Source organism: Thermus brockianus, assembly GCF_021462505.1.
Lineage (GTDB): Bacteria > Deinococcota > Deinococci > Deinococcales > Thermaceae > Thermus > Thermus hydrothermalis.
This window is the reverse complement of the sequence record NZ_JAKEDV010000004.1, coordinates 105,339-119,721: the sequence shown is the minus strand read 5'-3', so window position 1 is coordinate 119,721 and position 14,383 is coordinate 105,339. Positions and strand designations below refer to the sequence as shown.

The window sequence follows — 14,383 nt, the reverse complement described above, 5'->3', positions numbered from 1 at the left end:
CCCTTGGCCCCTTCCCAAGACACGTCTGGCCTTTAGCCGACGGAGCCCTCCATCTCCAGCTCAATGAGCCGGTTGAGCTCCACGGCGTACTCCAAGGGAAGCTCCTTGGCGATGGGTTCAATGAAGCCGCGGACGATGAGGGCCGCCGCCTCGTCCTCCTTGAGGCCGCGGGTCTGGAGGTAGAAGATCTGCTCATCGTTGATCTTGGACACCGTGGCCTCGTGGCCCACGTGGGCGGAGTCCTCCTCAATCTCAATGTAGGGGTAGGTGTCCGTGCGGCTTTCCGGGTCAATGAGGAGGGCGTCGCACTCCACGTTGGCCTTGGCGTGCTTGGCCCCCTCCAGGACCTTCACCAATCCCCGGTAGCTCGCCCGGCCCTCGCCCTTGGAGATGCTCTTGGAGACGATGGTGCCCGAGGTGTGGGGGGCGCCCAGGATGATCTTGGCCCCGGTGTCCTGGTGCTGCCCCGTCTTGGCGAAGGCGATGGAGAGGATCTCCGTGCGGGCCCCCGGCTCCAGGAGGTAGCTGGAGGGGTACTTCATGGTGACCTTGGAGCCCAGGTTGCCGTCCAGCCACTCGTGGAAGGCATCCCCGTAAACCAAGGCCCGCTGGGTCACCAGGTTGTACATGTTGGTGGACCAGTTCTGGATGGTGGTGTAGCGGCTCCGCGCCCCCCGCTTCACCACGATCTCAATGACCCCGGTGTGGAGGCTTTCCGTGGAGTACATGGGGGCGGTGCAGCCCTCAATGTAGTGCACCTCCGCCCCCTCGTCCACGATGATAAGGGTGCGCTCAAACTGGCCGAACTCGGGGGTGTTCACCCGGAAGTAGGCCTGCAAGGGGAGCTCCACCTTGACCCCGGGAGGCACGTAGACGAAGGAGCCCCCGGACCAGGCGGCGGAGTTCAGGGCGGCGAACTTGTTGTCCTCCGGGGGGACCACCTTGGCGAAGTACTCCTTGAAGAGGTCCTCGTACTTCTTCATCCCCTCTTCAATGGCCACGAAGATGACCCCCTGCCGCTCCAGTTCTTCCCGCACCCGGTGGTAGACCATCTCCGAGTCGTACTGGGCCCCCACCCCGGCCAGGACCTTGCGCTCCGCCTCGGGGATGCCCAGGCGCTCGTAGGTCTTGCGGATCTCCTCCGGGATCTCCTCCCAGCTCTTGGCGTCCCGCACCTCGGTGGGCTTCACGTAGTAGACGAGGTTGTCCAGGTCCAGGCCGGAAAGGTCCGGGCCCCAGGTGGGCATGGGCTTCTTCTGGAAAATCTCCAGAGCCCGCAGGCGGAACTTAAGCATCCACTCGGGCTCGCCCTTGTGGTAGCTGATGGCCTCAATGACCCGGCGGCTAAGCCCCCGCTCGGCCACGTAGACCGGCTTGACCTCGTCAATGAAATGGTATTTGTACTCTTCGCCCAGGGTTCTAAGGTCAACCTGGCTCATACGCCCTCCTTTACCCGTTCCCGCAGCCACTCGTAGCCCTTGGCCTCCAACTCCAAGGCCAGCTCGGGGCCGCCTTCCGCCACCACCCGGCCGTCCATCATCACGTGGACCCGGTCGGGGACGATGTAGTTGAGGAGGCGCTGGTAGTGGGTGATGACCAAGGCCCCGAAGTTGGGCCCCCGCATGGCGTTCACGCCCCGGGCCACCACCTTGAGGGCGTCTATGTCCAGCCCGGAGTCCGTCTCGTCCAAGACGGCGTAGGTGGGCTCCAGGACCAATAGCTGCAGGATCTCGTTCCGCTTCTTCTCCCCGCCGGAGAAGCCCTCGTTGAGGTAGCGGGAGAGGTAGCTTTCATCCCAGTCCAGAAGCTCCAGGGCCTTCTTCACCTTGCTCCAGAACTCCGCTACCCCCACCTCCCGGCCAAGCCTGGCCTGGAGGGCGAGGCGCAGGAAGTTGGCGATGGTGACCCCGGGGACCTCCACGGGGTACTGGAAGGCCAGGAAGAGCCCCTTGCGGGCCCTTTCGTCGGGGGAAAGCTCCAGGATGCTCTCCCCGTCCAGGAGGATGTCCCCCTTTTCCACGGTGTACTCGGGGTCCCCGGCCAGGATCTTGCCCAGGGTGCTCTTGCCCGCCCCGTTGGGGCCCATGAGGGCGTGCACCTCCCCTTTGGGGACCACCAGGTTCACGCCCTTTAGGATGGTCTCGCCGTCAACGGAAGCCCAGAGGTCGCGGATTTCTAGCTGGCTCATGCTTTTGCCTCCCAAAGGCCGGGCCGCACCCTTACTGCGACCCGTTCGCAGTAAGAGTATAGCCCCTTCGCCTCCAAAAGTATAGTGATTTAGTCGGGATTTGCCAGGTGGAAGCCCAGGGCCTCAGGCAGGGCCAAGGGGCCTGGGGCGAGGCGGGCCTCCAACTCCGGGCAGAAGCGGCCCAGGGCGCGGCCCAGTTGGAAGCGGAAGGGCTCGGGTAGCCTCCCCTGGCGGGCCTCCTCGAGCTTCTGCCAGGCGGCCTCCTTCTCCCCCAGGCCCAGGAGGGCTAGCACCTCCACCGCCCGGGCCTGGGCCAAAAGGCCAGGATCCTCCAAGGGAGGAAGGGCCACGATCTGGGCTAGGGCCTCTCCATAGCCTCCGCCCCGGGCCAGGGCCTCGGCGTAGCCCAGGCGGGCCTGGGCGCGGAGGTAGGGGTTTTCCAGGGCCAAGAAGGGCTTGAGCATGAGGGCGCCTTCCTCGGGGGGGAGGAGGAGGGCCAGGAGGCTTGCCGTATCCAAGCGCAAGGCGGTGTAGCGGTCCGTGGCCTCTTCGGGGATTTCCCGAAGGAGGTCTTGGAGGAGGCGGAAAGCGGTGGGGGCGGATAGCCCCCCCAGGAAGGGCGCGCGGTAGGGCTGGCCTGCCTCCAGGAGGAGGTAGGCAGCTCCCAGGCGAAAAAGGGTGCGTAGGTGGCGGTAGCGCGCCTCCTTGGGCCTTTCCCGGGTGGCGCGGAAGTAGGTTTCGGCCCGCCGGAGGTAGCCCAAGGCCTCAAAGGCCCGGCCCCGGGCCGCCTCGAGGATCCCCGCCTCGCTCTCCACCCGGGCCCGGGTGAAGGGGTCCTCCGCCTCCGCCAGGGCCTTTTGGATGGCGGCCTCGGCCTCGCCGTAGCGGCCAAGGCGCCGGAGGAGGGTGGCGTACCGGGCCCGCACCCGGGCCACCTCGTCCTTGGGGGCCCCCGCTTCCTCCAGAAGCCGAAGCCCTTCCCCCATGCGCTCGTCCGCCTCCAAGCGCCCGAGGCGCATGAGGAGGTCGCCCATCTGGTAGCGGGCCCGGCCTAGGAGAAGGGGGTCGTGGCCCACCTGGCCCAAGGCGGCTAGGGCCTCCTCGTAGCGGCCCAGGTCCTTGGCCACCAGGCCCCGCCAAAGCTGCACCCGGTCCCGGAGGAAGGGGGCCACGGGCAGGGCCTCCGCCTCCTCCACCAGGCTGGCTGCCCTTTCGTAGTCCCCTTTCCAGCGCTCCACCGCTGCCATCACCAAAAGGCCCTCCGCCTGGGCGGTTTCGTCCAGGTGGAGGAGGTCCTCCTTGGGGGGGAGAAGCTCCTCCGCTTCCCGGTAGAGGGCGGCGTCCGCCTTGGCCTCCGCCCCCTTGATGCGGGCCCAGGTGCGCAAGGTGGGGTTATCCGCTTGGGAGAGCACCTTAAGGGCTTCCTCCGCCTCGGGGTGGGCGTACTGGCCCAGGACGGCCCGGTAGCGCACCACCACCGCTGCCAGGGCTTCCAGGTCCTCCTTGGGCCAGGCTTGGGCCTCCTGCCAGAGGCCTGGAAGGAGGGCGAGGCGGGCGGGATCTTCTTGAAGCAGTTCTAAAAGGATTTGGCGCTCCCCCGCCTTGTGGGCGTGGTAGAGCTTGCGGAAGAGGTTTTCCTTGGGAAAGTATTCCAGGGCCAGGCGGTGGAGCTCCTTGGGCGCCTCCTCGGGGAGGAGGGTGCGCAGGGAGGGGCGCACCAAGCCTTCCCCTACCCAGTCCAAAAGGGCCCTTTCCGCCTGGGAAAGCTTTTCCAGGGAGCGGCCCAGGGCCTTTTCCAAAAGTTCTAGGGGGAAGGCGGGGTCGGCCTCGGGGCTGAAGGCGGAGAGGGCCTGGAGGAGAGGCCTCAGGGTGGGGTCGTCCTGGAGAGGGGTTTTGGGGTCGTGCTTGGCGGCTTCCAGGAGGACGAGCCGGGAAAGCTCCCCGAAGTTGCGGCCCGCCTGGTTCACCAGGGCCTCGAGGCGCTCGGGGGGCAGGTGGGGAAGCCTCTCCCGCACGAAACGCCTGGCCTCCTCCCGGCTCGGCGGGGAAAGGGGTTGGTAGGGGAGGGTGGGGGGAGGTTCGGAAAGGGCGGCTAGGTAGGGGATCTGCAGGGCCTTTAGAAAGGGCTCAAGCCAGGCCGCCAGGCTCCGCTTGCTTCCGTCTGGGCCCCGTAAGGGGAGGCCCTCCAAGGTGCCTTCGGCCTCGGCCCGGAGGAGCAGGGGGCGGCCTTTGCCGTTCAGGGCCCGTGCCAGGAGGGTGAGGACCTCTTGGGCCAAGGCTCCTTGGAGGATGTAGGGCTGGGTGGGGGAAAGCTGGGCCAAAAGCCCCCGCACCTCCTCCCCTACCCCCAGGGTTTCCGCCAAGGGGACCAGGGCCTGGGCCAGCTCGCCCCCTAGGTTGAGGAGCATGGGTTCCTTGCCCGGCAAGGCGGAAAGGGCCCGGGCCAGGGCGGAAAGGAGCACCCCCTTGCCCGTGGCCGGGCCTCCCACCACCACCATCTGCGGCCTGCCTCCCGCCTCCAGCTCCTTGAGGAAGCGGCGGAAGATGCGCCGCTTGTCCCGGCCCAGAGCCTTGCGGGCGCTTTCCAAGAAGAGCTCCGCCGGGGGAGGTGGGGGGGTGAGGCCCGCCTCCCGGTAGAGGTCGGCGATGACCCCGTAGAGGCGCTCCTTCTCCTCAGGGCTTCCCAGGTCCTTGTAGAGGATGTTGCGCACGGTGCCGGCCCGGCCGCCCCGCTCGCTCATGAGGGCTTCCAGCCAGCGCAAGGAACCCCGCTTGCCCCGGTGGTCCCGGCCCCGGAGGTGGGGCCTTAGCTCCTCCAGGTAGCGGAGCCAGGGTGTAGGTGCCTCGGCCATAGTATCTACACTATCTTAACTTGGTGTGTCTGTTTTTTACAAGCAAAAGCCGCCCCCTTGGGGGGCGGCCAGGCGAGGCGTCCTTTAGTGAACGGGCTCGTTGAACTGGGCCTCCTCCGTGGAGCCCTTGAGGGCCAGGGTGGAGGCTTCTCCTTGGGTCAGGGCCAGGACCACTTCGTCAAAGTAGCCAGCCCCCACCTCCCGCTGGTGCTTCACGGCGGTGAAGCCCTGGGCCTGGGCCAGGAACTCCTTCTGCTGGAGCTCCACGAAGGCGGGCATGCCCCGGGCCTTGTACCCCTTGGCCAGCTCCCAGGTGTAGTAGTTCAGGGTGTGCCAGCCGGCCAGGGTGATGAACTGGAACTTGTAGCCCATCTCCCCCAGTTCCCGGTTGAACTTGGCGATGGTCTCGTCGTCCAGGAACTTCTTCCAGTTGAAGGAGGGAGAGAGGTTGTAGGCGAGGAGCTTATCCGGGAACTCCCGCTTCACCGCTTCGGCGAACTTGCGGGCTTCTTCCAGGTCGGGCTTGGAGGTTTCCATCCAAAGGACATCGGCGTAAGGGGCGTAGGCCAGCGCCCGGGCGATGCACGCCTCAATTCCATTCTTCACCCGGTAGAAGCCCTCGGGGGTGCGCTCGTCCTTGAGGATGAAGGGCCGGTCCCGCTCGTCAATATCGCTGGTGATGAGGGTGGCGGCCTCGGCGTCGGTGCGGGCGATGATCACCGTGGGCACCCCCATGACGTCCGCCGCCAGGCGGGCCGCCTGCAGGGTGCGGATGTGGTGGGAGGTGGGCACCAGGACCTTGCCCCCCAGGTGGCCGCACTTCTTCTCCGAGGCCAGCTGGTCCTCGTAGTGGATGCCGGCGGCCCCCGCCTCAATCATGGCTTTGGTGAGCTCAAAGACGTTGAGGGCACCGCCAAAGCCCGCCTCGGCGTCGGCCACGATGGGCACGTACCAGTCCCGGGTCACCTTGCCCTCGGACCGCTCAATCTGGTCGGCCCGCATGAGGGCGTTGTTGATGCGCTTCACGATCTGGGGCACGGAGTTGTAGGGGTAGAGGGACTGGTCGGGGTAGGTCTGCCAGGCCAGGTTGGCGTCCGCCGCCACCTGCCAGCCGGAGAGGTAGATGGCCTCGAGGCCCGCCCGCACCATCTGCACCGCCATGGCCCCGGTGTAGGCGCCGAAGGTGTGGACGTAGGGGCGTTCGTGGAGGAGCCGCCAGAGCTTCTCCGCCCCCCGTTTGGCCAGGGTGTACTCTATGGGGATACTGGGCCTAAGGCGCACCACGTCCTCGGGCCGGTAGTCCCGCTTCACGCCCTTCCAACGGGGGTTCGTCTCCCACTCCCGCCTGAGGGCCTCCGCCTCTTCCCGCATCTCCGGGGTCAGCATGCCGAGGGGTTCCACGCTTCCACCTCCAAGGGCCAGTCTGGAGCCTGGAGGCGTTTCGGTGTAGTGTGTAAGCCCCGGAGGCCCACACGGGGCTTTGGTGTGAGCCGCCCTTTTCTACACCGCTAGCGGGCCTGTTGGGCGGCGATGAGGAGGGGGTCCCAGACGGGGCTATAGGGAGGGGCGTAGGCCAGGTCCAGGGCCAGGAGGTCCTCCAGGGTGCCCCCTCGGTGGAGGAGGGCGGCGAGGACGTCCACCCGCAGGGCCCCGTGGCCGTGGGCCACCACCGCCCCGCCGAGGAGCCTATCGGTGCCCTCCTCGTAGACCAGTTCCACCCAAAGGGGGCCGCTTCCCGGGTAGTAGTGGGCCCCGTCCCGGCTCTGGATGAAGACCTTTTTGGCCCGGTACCCTTCCCTTAGGGCAACCTCTAAGGAAAGTCCCGTGGTGGCCACCGCCAGGCCGAAGGTCTTGAAGATGGCCGTGCCCACCACCCCGTGGAAGCGGGCCTCCTTGCCGGCGATGACGCTTCCCGCCGTGCGGCCATGCTTGTTGGCCACGTCCCCCAAGGGGAGCCAGTAGGGGCGCTTGAGGACCTGGTGGAAGCTTTCCGCCACGTCCCCGGCGGCGAAAACCCCCTCCAGGTTGGTGCGCATCCTCTCGTCGGTGGCGATGGCCCCCGTGGGCCCGAGGGCCACCCCCATGGCCTGGGCCAGGGAGGTATTGGGCCTTACCCCCGTGGCGATGAGGACCAGGTCCGCCGGCACCACCCCTTCGGAGGTTTCCACCGCCTCCACCCGGCCCGAGCCCCTGAGGGCCAGGACCCGCACCCCGGTCCAGACCTCCACCCCGTGGCGCTCCAGCTCTCCCTTGAGGAGCGCCCCCACCTCCTCGTCCCAGTGGGGGAGGGGGCGCTCCTTGGCCTCCAGGAGGGTCACCTCGAGGCCCCGTTTGCGGAAGGCCTCCGCCACCTCCAGCCCGATGTACCCCGCCCCCAGGATGGCGGCCCGCCTTGCCCCCTCCAGGGCCCTAAGGAGCCTTTCCCCGTCCTCCAGGCTCCTTAGGGTGTAGACCCCCGCCTGTTCCGTCCCCGGGATGGGGGGGAGGGTGGGCCTCGCCCCCGTGGCCAGGACCAGGTAATCGTAGCGGTCCTGGAAGGTGCGCCCTTCCCGGTGGTCAAACACCGTGAGGACCCGCTCTTCGGGGTTTATGTCCACCACCTCGTGGTGGGTGTGGACCCAGACCCCCTGCTTGCGGAACTCCTCCGGGGTGCGGGCGATGAGCTTGGCGAGGCTAGGGATCTCCCCCGAGAGCACGTAGGGCAGGCCGCAGGCCCCGTAGGAGACGAAGCCCGATTTCTCGTAGACCACCACCTCGAGGTCCGGGTTTTCCCGCTTGGCCTTGGCGGCGGCGGAAGCACCCCCCGCCACCCCGCCCACCACCACCATGCGCTTGCCCATGGGGGGTATTTTGCCACAGGGGCCTTGGGCCAAGGGTCCCGGCCTAAGGCGCCCTCTGGGGTACCTCCTCCCGCCAAAGCCTTCCCCCCTTCAGGTGGAGGATGCGCTCCGCCCGGGCGGCGAGCTCCAGGTCGTGGGTCACCAGGATCAGGGTGCGCTCCCGGCCCGCCTGGAAGAGGAGGGCCGCCACCTCTTCCTTGGCCTCGGCGTCCAGGTTGCCCGTGGGTTCGTCGGCGAAGAGGATGGGGGGGTCCAGGGCCAGGGCCCGGGCCAGGGCCACCCGCTGTTGCTCCCCCCCGGAGAGGCGGCTTGGCAGGTGGTGGGACCGCTCCCCGAGCCCCACCTGCTCCAGAAGCTCCAGGGCCCGGGCCCGCCGCCTCGAGGGGGGCCAGCCCGCAAGGAGGAGGGGAAAGGCCACGTTCTCCCAGGCGGTGAGGGTGGGGATGAGGTTCCACTGCTGGAAGACGAAGCCCATATGCTTTAGGCGCATCCCCGCCCGCTCGTCCTCGGAAAGGCGGTGGAGGGCGGTTTCCCCCAGGTAGACCCCGCCCTCCGTGGGCAGGTCCAGCCCGGCGAGGAGGTTGAGGAGGGTGGTCTTGCCGCTCCCCGAAGGCCCCACCACCGCCGTGGCCCCTGGGGGAAAGGCGTAGGTGAAGCCCTGGAGGGCCACCACCTCCTTCTCCCCTTGCCGGTAGCGCTTGGTCAGGTTCTCGGCCCGAAGCATCACACCCTCCCCAGGGCTTCCACCACGGGGATGCGGCTTGCGTGATGGGCGGGCAGGAGCCCGGCCAAGAGCCCCAGGCTCAAGGCCACCAGGAGGGCGAAAAGGGAGAGCCTGGGCGTCACGGCGGAAAGGGCTAAGCCCACCTCGCTTTGCGTGTAGAGGTTGATGGCCTGGGAAACCGCACTCCCCAGGGCGAGCCCCCCTATTCCCCCCAGGAGGGCCAGGAGGAGGGCTTCCAGCACCACCAGGCGGAAGATGAAGCCCCTCTTAGCCCCCAGGGCCCGCATGACCCCAAACTCCCGGGTGCGCTCGTAGACGGACATCATCACCGTGTTGGCCACCAGAAGGCCGCCCACCACCAAGGCCACCAGGCTGATGCCGAAGCGCACCAGGTCGCTGATCCTGAGGGCCCGCTCGGCGAAGCGCATCACCTCCCCCGTGGTCTGGGCTTTGAGCCCAGGCACCGCCCGCTCCAAGGCCCGGGCCACTTCCTCCGCCTTCTGCCCCGGCTTGAGGGCCACGAGGAGGGCGCCCACGTTTTCCGTTCCCAAGACGGCCTGGAGGGCGGCGAGCGGGGCGAAGACCAGATTATCCGCTAGCCCCCCGCTTTCCTCCAGAATGCCCTCCACCCGCAAGGTCACCTTGGGGGAGAGGCGCAAGGGGCTTCCCAGGCCAAGCCCGGCCCGTTTCGCCAACTTGGCCCCCACCACGGCCCCCTCGTCCGAGGGGGTGAGCCGGCCTTCTTTGGCCTTTAGCCCCGGGTATAGGCGGTCCGGGCTCACCCCTTTGGGAAGGCCTTGAAAGAAGAAGCTCGTTTGCGGGTCAAACCCCCCGCGGGCAAGGAAGAGGGTGGGCACCACCTCCGCCCCCAGGGCCTTGGCCGCCCTTTCCAAGGCCTGGGCCTGGGCGGGGGTGATTTCCGGGTAAGCGCTAAAGCCCAGGCCCTCGGCCCCTTCCGGCACCACCTGGATGGCGGGGCCTACCCGGGAAAGCTCTTGGAAAAGGGAGCGCCTCAAGCCCTCGCCAAAGGAGAGAAAGAGGACCATGCTGGCGGTGGCGATGAGGACCCCAAGCAGGGTAAGGAGGCTCCGCACGGGGCGGGAGAGGAGGTTGCGCAGGACCAGGTGAAGGACTTCCATACCCCTGAGCCTACCCAAAGGAGGCGGGAGGGGGGTGGCGGGGGCTACAGGAGGCGCTCCACGAACCGGGTGTCCACCTCCTCCAGGAAGGCCCGGGGGTTCACCTTCTGCCTCTCGGGGTGGCTATAGTAGGCCTCCTCCGCTTGGGCGAAGTCCTCGTGGGCCACGAACCAGAGGAAGTCCCGGTCGGATAGCCAATAGGCCCCCAGGATCTCAAAGCCCAGGGCCTTCCGCAAGGGGACGATGGTTTCCAAAAAAACCTTTTGGAACGCCTCCTTGGCCCCCTCCTTCAGGCGGTAGCGGCGCATCTGGACCATGATTAGAGTCTAGACCACCTTGCCCGGGTTCAAGAGGCCCTGGGGGTCAAGGAGGGCCTTGAGCCTGCGCATCCAGTCCAGGGCGGGGCCGTGCTCTAAGGGGAGGTACTTCCGCTTCCTCAGGCCCACCCCGTGCTCGGCGGTGCAGGTGCCCCCAAGCTCCAGGGCTTTTTGCACGAGGTTTTCTGCGTAGGCCTCCGCTTTGCCGTAGTCCTCGGGGAGCACGGGGACCAGGGTGTGGAAGTTTCCGTCCCCCACGTGGCCCAGGATGTTCCCGGTGAGGCCCATCTCCCTTAGAAGCCCTTGGGCGAAGCGCACCATTGTGGGGAGGCGGGAGAGGGGGACGGCGGTGTCCGTAATCATGAAGCGGTGGCCGGGGAAAAGGTGGACCAGGGCCCAGTAGGCCTGGTGGCGGGCCTCCCACTGCCTTTTCCGTTCCTCCTCCGTCTTGGCGGCTTCCACCTCCAGGGCCCCCGCTTCCCGCATGATCTCCAGGGCCAAGGCGCTTTCCGCCTCCAGGGCCTCCTTGGTGGAGGAGTGAAACTCCACGAAAAGGGCTGGGCGCTCGGGGAAGTCCGAGCCCAGGTAGCGGTTGAGCGCCCTTAAGGCGAGCTCGTCCAAAAGCTCCAACCGGGCCACGGGGAGCCCTGCGGCCATCACCCGGTAGCTGGCCTCCACCGCCTCCTCCACCCCGGGGAAGAAGACCCTGAGGGTGTGGACGTGCTCGGGCAAAGGGTGGAGGCGCAGGGTGAGGCGGGTGATGACCCCCAAGGTGCCCTCGGAGCCGATGAAGAGGTCCTTTAGGTCGTAGCCGGCGCTCGTCTTGCGCACCCCCCGCCCGAGCTCCAGGACCTCGCCGCTCGCCAGGACCACCTGGAGGGCCAGGACATTGGCCCGCATCCCCCCGTAGCGCACCGTGGTGGTGCCGCTGGCGTTGGTGGCCGCCATGCCCCCCAGGGTGGCGTCGGCCCCGGGGTCCACGGGGAAGAAGAGGCCCGTGCCCTTTAGGGCCTCGTTCAGGGCCTTGCGGGTGAGGCCAGGCTCCACCACGGCGAGGAAGTCCTCGGGGCGGACCTCGAGGACCCGGTTCATCCGGGACAGGTCCAGGCTGATGGCCTCGCCCACGGGCAAAAGGGCCCCTTCCAGGCTCGTCCCCGCCCCGAAGGGGATGACGGCCACCCCCGTTTCCCGGGCCCAGGCGAGGGCCTTTTGCACGTCCCCTACCCCTTCCGGGTAGACCACGGCCAGGACCTCCCCTTCCTCCGGGTAGCCCTCGTCCTTGCCGTGGCGCCGCCTTTCGGAAGGGGAGGTTTCCACCTTGCCGGGCAGGAGGCTTTTTAGGGCTTCCAGCTTGTCCATGGGGAAAGTTTAGTCCGCCTTGGCGTCGGGGAGGAGGGTTTCCGCCTCCCGCACCCCTCGGATAAGGTAGCCCGAAAGCCCAAAGAAGACCCCCAGTCCCCCGAAGAGGAGGAGCATGAGGGCGATGCCCTCCCCCTGCCCCAAGCGGGGCCCGAAGACCCGGTCGGCCAGGGGCCCGGAAAGGACCATGGCCAAGGGGGTGGCGAACCAGGCGATCATGCGCCTGGCGGCGAAGACCTTGCCCTGGACGGCGAGGGGCACCTTGGCCTGCCAGATGGCCTGGTTGGAGCCGTTTAGGAGTGGGATAAAAAACGCCTCCAGGAAGGCCAGGGCCGCCCAGGCCCAAGGGCCCTCCACCACCCCCATGAGGGCCAAGGCCAGGCTGGAGAAGGCCATGCCCAAGAAGACCCCGTGAACGCGCCGCTTGGGACCGCCCCAAAGGGAGAGGAAAAGCCCCCCCGCCACCCCGCCCAGGCCCGAGGCGGAGCGCACCAGGGCCAAGGCGCTTTCGGAACGCCCCGTCTTGGCCAGGACCATGGCGGGCATCACCGTGGCCGCCAAGGTGGTGAGGAAGTTGATGCCGAAGAACATGAGCTGGAGGCCGAGAAGGGGCGGCCTTTGCAGGATGAAGCGGAAGCCAAAAAGGGCCTCCCCCAGGAGGGAGGTCTTTTCCTGGGCCTGGGGTCTTGGGTTAGGGATGGGCACGAGGAGGAGGGTGGCCACCGCCGTGGCGGTTCCCAAAAGGTCCAAGGCGAAGATGCCCTCTAAGCCCAAGGGCTTGAGGAGGGCCGCCGCCAGGACCGGGGCCCCCACCCCGGCCAGGGACTCCGCCAGGCTCATCATGCCGCTTGCCCGGGCGTAGTCCTTCTTCTCCAACAGGGCGGAAAGGGCGGCGGAGAGGGCGGGCCAGTGCAGGCTGGAAAGCGCCCCGGTGAAGGCGGACGCCAGGTAAAGGTGCCCGACCTCGAGGCGGCCCAGAAGGGCCAGGAGAAGGAGCGTCCCCGTGGCCACCCCTCCCCCCAGGTCCGAGGCCAGCATGGCCCACTTCCGGGGATACCGGTCCACCAGGGCCCCCGCCAGGGGGGAGAGGAGGATGAGGGGCAGGAAGTGGAAGAAGCCCAAGAGGGAAAGGGTGGTGGCGAGGCCCGTCTTCTGGTAGGCGAAAAGGGTAAGGGCGAACCAGGTCATCTCCCGGCCCACCAGGGCCAAAGCCTGGCCCGCCCAGAGGAGGCGGAAGGCGGCGAAGCCCGCCACCTAGGCTTCGCCCCTTAGGATGGCCTCAATCCGCTCCAGGGCCTCTTGGGGCAGGTCCACCCCGGCCGCCCCCAGGCTTTCCTTGATCTGCTCGGGCCTTGTGGCCCCGGTGATGGCGCTGGAGATCCCGGGAAGCCGTAGCACCCAGGCCAGGGCCAGCTGGGTGCGGGTGAGGCCGAGCGCCTCCGCCACCTCTTTTAGCTTCAGCACCTTCTTGCGGTTCTCCTCCGTAAGGTAGCGTTCCCGGAACTGGTCGTAGCGGGCGAAGCGGCTATTCTCGGGGATGCCCTCGTCGTACTTCCCCGTGAGCATCCCTTGGGCCAAGGGGCTCCACACCACCAGGCCCAGGCCGAACCGCTCGGCCTCGGGCAGGATCTCGCCCTCCACCCGTTCCCGGTAAAGCATGGAGTACTGGGGTTGCTCCACGATGGGGGGGTGGAGGCCGTTTTCCCGGGCGAAGGCCACCGCCTCGGCGATGCGGGGGGCGGGCCATTCGGAGGTGCCCCAGTAGAGGGCGTAGCCCTTTTCCACGATGGTGTGCATGGCGTAGACGATCTCCTCCATGGGCACCTCGGGGTCGTAGCGGTGGGCGAAGAAGATGTCCACGTAGTCGGTCTTTAGCCGCTTGAGGCTTTTGGTGATGCTCTCCAGGAGGTGCTTGCGGCTTAGGCCCCGGTCGTTGGGGTCCTCGGACATGGGCCAGTAGGCCTTGGTGGAGAGGACCAGGGTGTGCCGGGGGAACTCCTTAAGCACCTCCCCCATGATCTCCTCCGCCAGGCCCCGGGCGTAGACGTCGGCGTTGTCAAAGAAGTTCACGCCCCCTTCGTAGGCGATTTTCACGATTTCTCGGACCGTTTCCCTGTCCTTGACCACGTCCCCGAAGGTCACCCAGGCCCCCAGGGAGATCTCGGACACCTTCAGGCCCCACTTGCCCAGTTTCCGGTAGCGCATCTCGCCCATGGCAAGAGGAGTTTACCCCTTGCTCCGGCTGTTGACCAGCGGGTCAGTCCCCCTCCACCTCCAAGACCCCGCCTTCTGCCTGGAAGCCAATGCGCTTGTGGGTGCCGTCGCAGAAGGGCTTGTTGGCCGAGCCCCCACAGCGGCAGAGGAAGACCCGGGGCTTTTCCAAGACCTCTTCCTTTTCCCCAACACGCACCCGGAAGCGGGTGCCCTCGAGGCGGATGGGCCCGTTTTCCACCAGTTCCAGACGCATGCTTTCATGGTACTTGAGGTCTTGGAAGGGGGGTATGGGAGCTACGGCACCTTTCTTTACCCTTGCTGTGCTAAGGTGGAGGGCAAGGAGGTTGGGGGATGGTAGAAACGCAGGAGGCGGTCATCCGGATTACCCCGCTAGCGGCGGAAAAGGCCAAGGAGATCCTGGCCCGCTACGGCAAGGAGCACGCGGCCATCCGGGTCTACATAAAATCCGGGGGGTGCTCTGGCTTCCAGTACGGCATGGCCGTGGACGAGCGGGAGCTGGAGGGGGACACCTTCGTGGAGATGCACGGGGTGCGCCTGGTGGTGGACCCCATGTCCTTGCCCTACCTGGTGGGCTCCGAGATTGACTGGGTGGAAAGCCTCATGGGGGGCGGCTTCACCGTGAACAACCCCAACGCCGCCAGCACCTGTGGCTGCGGCCACTCCTTCCGCACCAAGGACCAGGAGGGCGAGGCCCGCACCTGCGGCCACTAAGCCTTTCGCATCGTTATT

13 protein-coding genes are annotated in these 14,383 nt (G+C 67.4%); 1 reads left to right on the top strand and 12 read right to left on the bottom strand.

The features are described 5' to 3' along the window. Positions 1–32 precede the first annotated feature (32 nt). The 12 genes from sufB to LXN00_RS06510 all read right to left on the bottom strand — a co-directional run bounded on the left by sufB (position 33) and on the right by LXN00_RS06510 (position 13,886). On the bottom strand, positions 33–1,439 hold the full coding sequence (gene sufB / locus LXN00_RS06565) for a Fe-S cluster assembly protein SufB (RefSeq protein WP_234506559.1): 1,407 nt from the start codon (positions 1,437–1,439) through the stop codon (positions 33–35). Continuing rightward, the gene (gene sufC / locus LXN00_RS06560) at positions 1,436–2,188 is read right to left on the bottom strand and encodes a Fe-S cluster assembly ATPase SufC (RefSeq protein WP_234506558.1); all 753 of its coding nucleotides are present in this window, start codon (positions 2,186–2,188) and stop codon (positions 1,436–1,438) included. Before sufC ends, sufB begins: the two co-directional genes overlap by 4 nt. Positions 2,189–2,277: 89 nt before the next feature. Next, on the bottom strand, positions 2,278–5,040 hold the full coding sequence (locus LXN00_RS06555) for a hypothetical protein (protein WP_234506555.1): 2,763 nt from the start codon (positions 5,038–5,040) through the stop codon (positions 2,278–2,280). Positions 5,041–5,124: 84 nt separating this feature from the next. Continuing rightward, on the bottom strand, positions 5,125–6,441 hold the full coding sequence (gene aceA, locus LXN00_RS06550; RefSeq protein WP_234506550.1) for an isocitrate lyase: 1,317 nt from the start codon (positions 6,439–6,441) through the stop codon (positions 5,125–5,127). 107 nt (positions 6,442–6,548) lie between these two features. Then, complete coding sequence (locus tag LXN00_RS06545) at positions 6,549–7,880, bottom strand: FAD-dependent oxidoreductase (RefSeq protein WP_234506547.1); 1,332 nt, start codon at positions 7,878–7,880, stop codon at positions 6,549–6,551. Between the two features lie 43 nt (positions 7,881–7,923). Then, the gene (locus LXN00_RS06540; protein ID WP_234506544.1) at positions 7,924–8,604 is read right to left on the bottom strand and encodes an ABC transporter ATP-binding protein; all 681 of its coding nucleotides are present in this window, start codon (positions 8,602–8,604) and stop codon (positions 7,924–7,926) included. Continuing rightward, positions 8,604–9,743, bottom strand: a complete 1,140-nt coding sequence (locus LXN00_RS06535) for an ABC transporter permease (RefSeq protein WP_234506542.1) — start codon at positions 9,741–9,743, stop codon at positions 8,604–8,606. Before LXN00_RS06535 ends, LXN00_RS06540 begins: the two co-directional genes overlap by 1 nt. Before the next feature lie 44 nt (positions 9,744–9,787). Next, positions 9,788–10,060, bottom strand: a complete 273-nt coding sequence (locus tag LXN00_RS06530; protein ID WP_234506539.1) for an NIPSNAP family containing protein — start codon at positions 10,058–10,060, stop codon at positions 9,788–9,790. 9 nt (positions 10,061–10,069) lie between these two features. Further along, entirely contained in the window at positions 10,070–11,419 is a 1,350-nt protein-coding gene (locus tag LXN00_RS06525) for an FAD-binding oxidoreductase (protein ID WP_234506536.1), read from the bottom strand. A 9-nt stretch (positions 11,420–11,428) separates the two neighbouring features. Next, positions 11,429–12,673: an MFS transporter gene (locus LXN00_RS06520; RefSeq protein ID WP_234506531.1), complete on the bottom strand. Its 1,245-nt coding sequence runs from the start codon at positions 12,671–12,673 to the stop codon at positions 11,429–11,431. Continuing rightward, positions 12,674–13,633, bottom strand: coding sequence for an aldo/keto reductase family protein (locus tag LXN00_RS06515; RefSeq protein WP_234506528.1), 960 nt, complete (start codon positions 13,631–13,633; stop codon positions 12,674–12,676). It abuts the gene before it with no gap. Positions 13,634–13,676: 43 nt separating this feature from the next. Next, positions 13,677–13,886 (bottom strand): CDGSH iron-sulfur domain-containing protein, encoded by a 210-nt coding sequence (locus tag LXN00_RS06510; RefSeq protein WP_234506526.1) that lies wholly within the window; start codon positions 13,884–13,886, stop codon positions 13,677–13,679. Between the two features lie 98 nt (positions 13,887–13,984). On the opposite strand from LXN00_RS06510, the gene erpA reads away from it, so the two are divergent. Then, complete coding sequence (erpA, locus tag LXN00_RS06505) at positions 13,985–14,365, top strand: iron-sulfur cluster insertion protein ErpA (protein WP_234506524.1); 381 nt, start codon at positions 13,985–13,987, stop codon at positions 14,363–14,365. The last annotated feature ends 18 nt before the right edge of the window (positions 14,366–14,383 follow it).

What these genes read in the sequence shown, in the direction of transcription:
- sufB (WP_234506559.1), bottom strand. Translation starts at nt 1,439, where the DNA reads ATGAGCCAGGTTGACCTTAGAACCCTGGGCGAAGAGTACAAATACCAT.
- sufC (WP_234506558.1), bottom strand. Translation starts at nt 2,188, where the DNA reads ATGAGCCAGCTAGAAATCCGCGACCTCTGGGCTTCCGTTGACGGCGAG.
- LXN00_RS06555 (WP_234506555.1), bottom strand. Translation starts at nt 5,040, where the DNA reads ATGGCCGAGGCACCTACACCCTGGCTCCGCTACCTGGAGGAGCTAAGG.
- LXN00_RS06545 (WP_234506547.1), bottom strand. Translation starts at nt 7,880, where the DNA reads ATGGGCAAGCGCATGGTGGTGGTGGGCGGGGTGGCGGGGGGTGCTTCC.
- LXN00_RS06540 (WP_234506544.1), bottom strand. Translation starts at nt 8,604, where the DNA reads ATGCTTCGGGCCGAGAACCTGACCAAGCGCTACCGGCAAGGGGAGAAG.
- LXN00_RS06535 (WP_234506542.1), bottom strand. Translation starts at nt 9,743, where the DNA reads ATGGAAGTCCTTCACCTGGTCCTGCGCAACCTCCTCTCCCGCCCCGTG.
- LXN00_RS06530 (WP_234506539.1), bottom strand. Translation starts at nt 10,060, where the DNA reads ATGGTCCAGATGCGCCGCTACCGCCTGAAGGAGGGGGCCAAGGAGGCG.
- LXN00_RS06525 (WP_234506536.1), bottom strand. Translation starts at nt 11,419, where the DNA reads ATGGACAAGCTGGAAGCCCTAAAAAGCCTCCTGCCCGGCAAGGTGGAA.
- LXN00_RS06515 (WP_234506528.1), bottom strand. Translation starts at nt 13,633, where the DNA reads ATGGGCGAGATGCGCTACCGGAAACTGGGCAAGTGGGGCCTGAAGGTG.
- LXN00_RS06510 (WP_234506526.1), bottom strand. Translation starts at nt 13,886, where the DNA reads ATGCGTCTGGAACTGGTGGAAAACGGGCCCATCCGCCTCGAGGGCACC.
- erpA (WP_234506524.1), top strand. Translation starts at nt 13,985, where the DNA reads ATGGTAGAAACGCAGGAGGCGGTCATCCGGATTACCCCGCTAGCGGCG.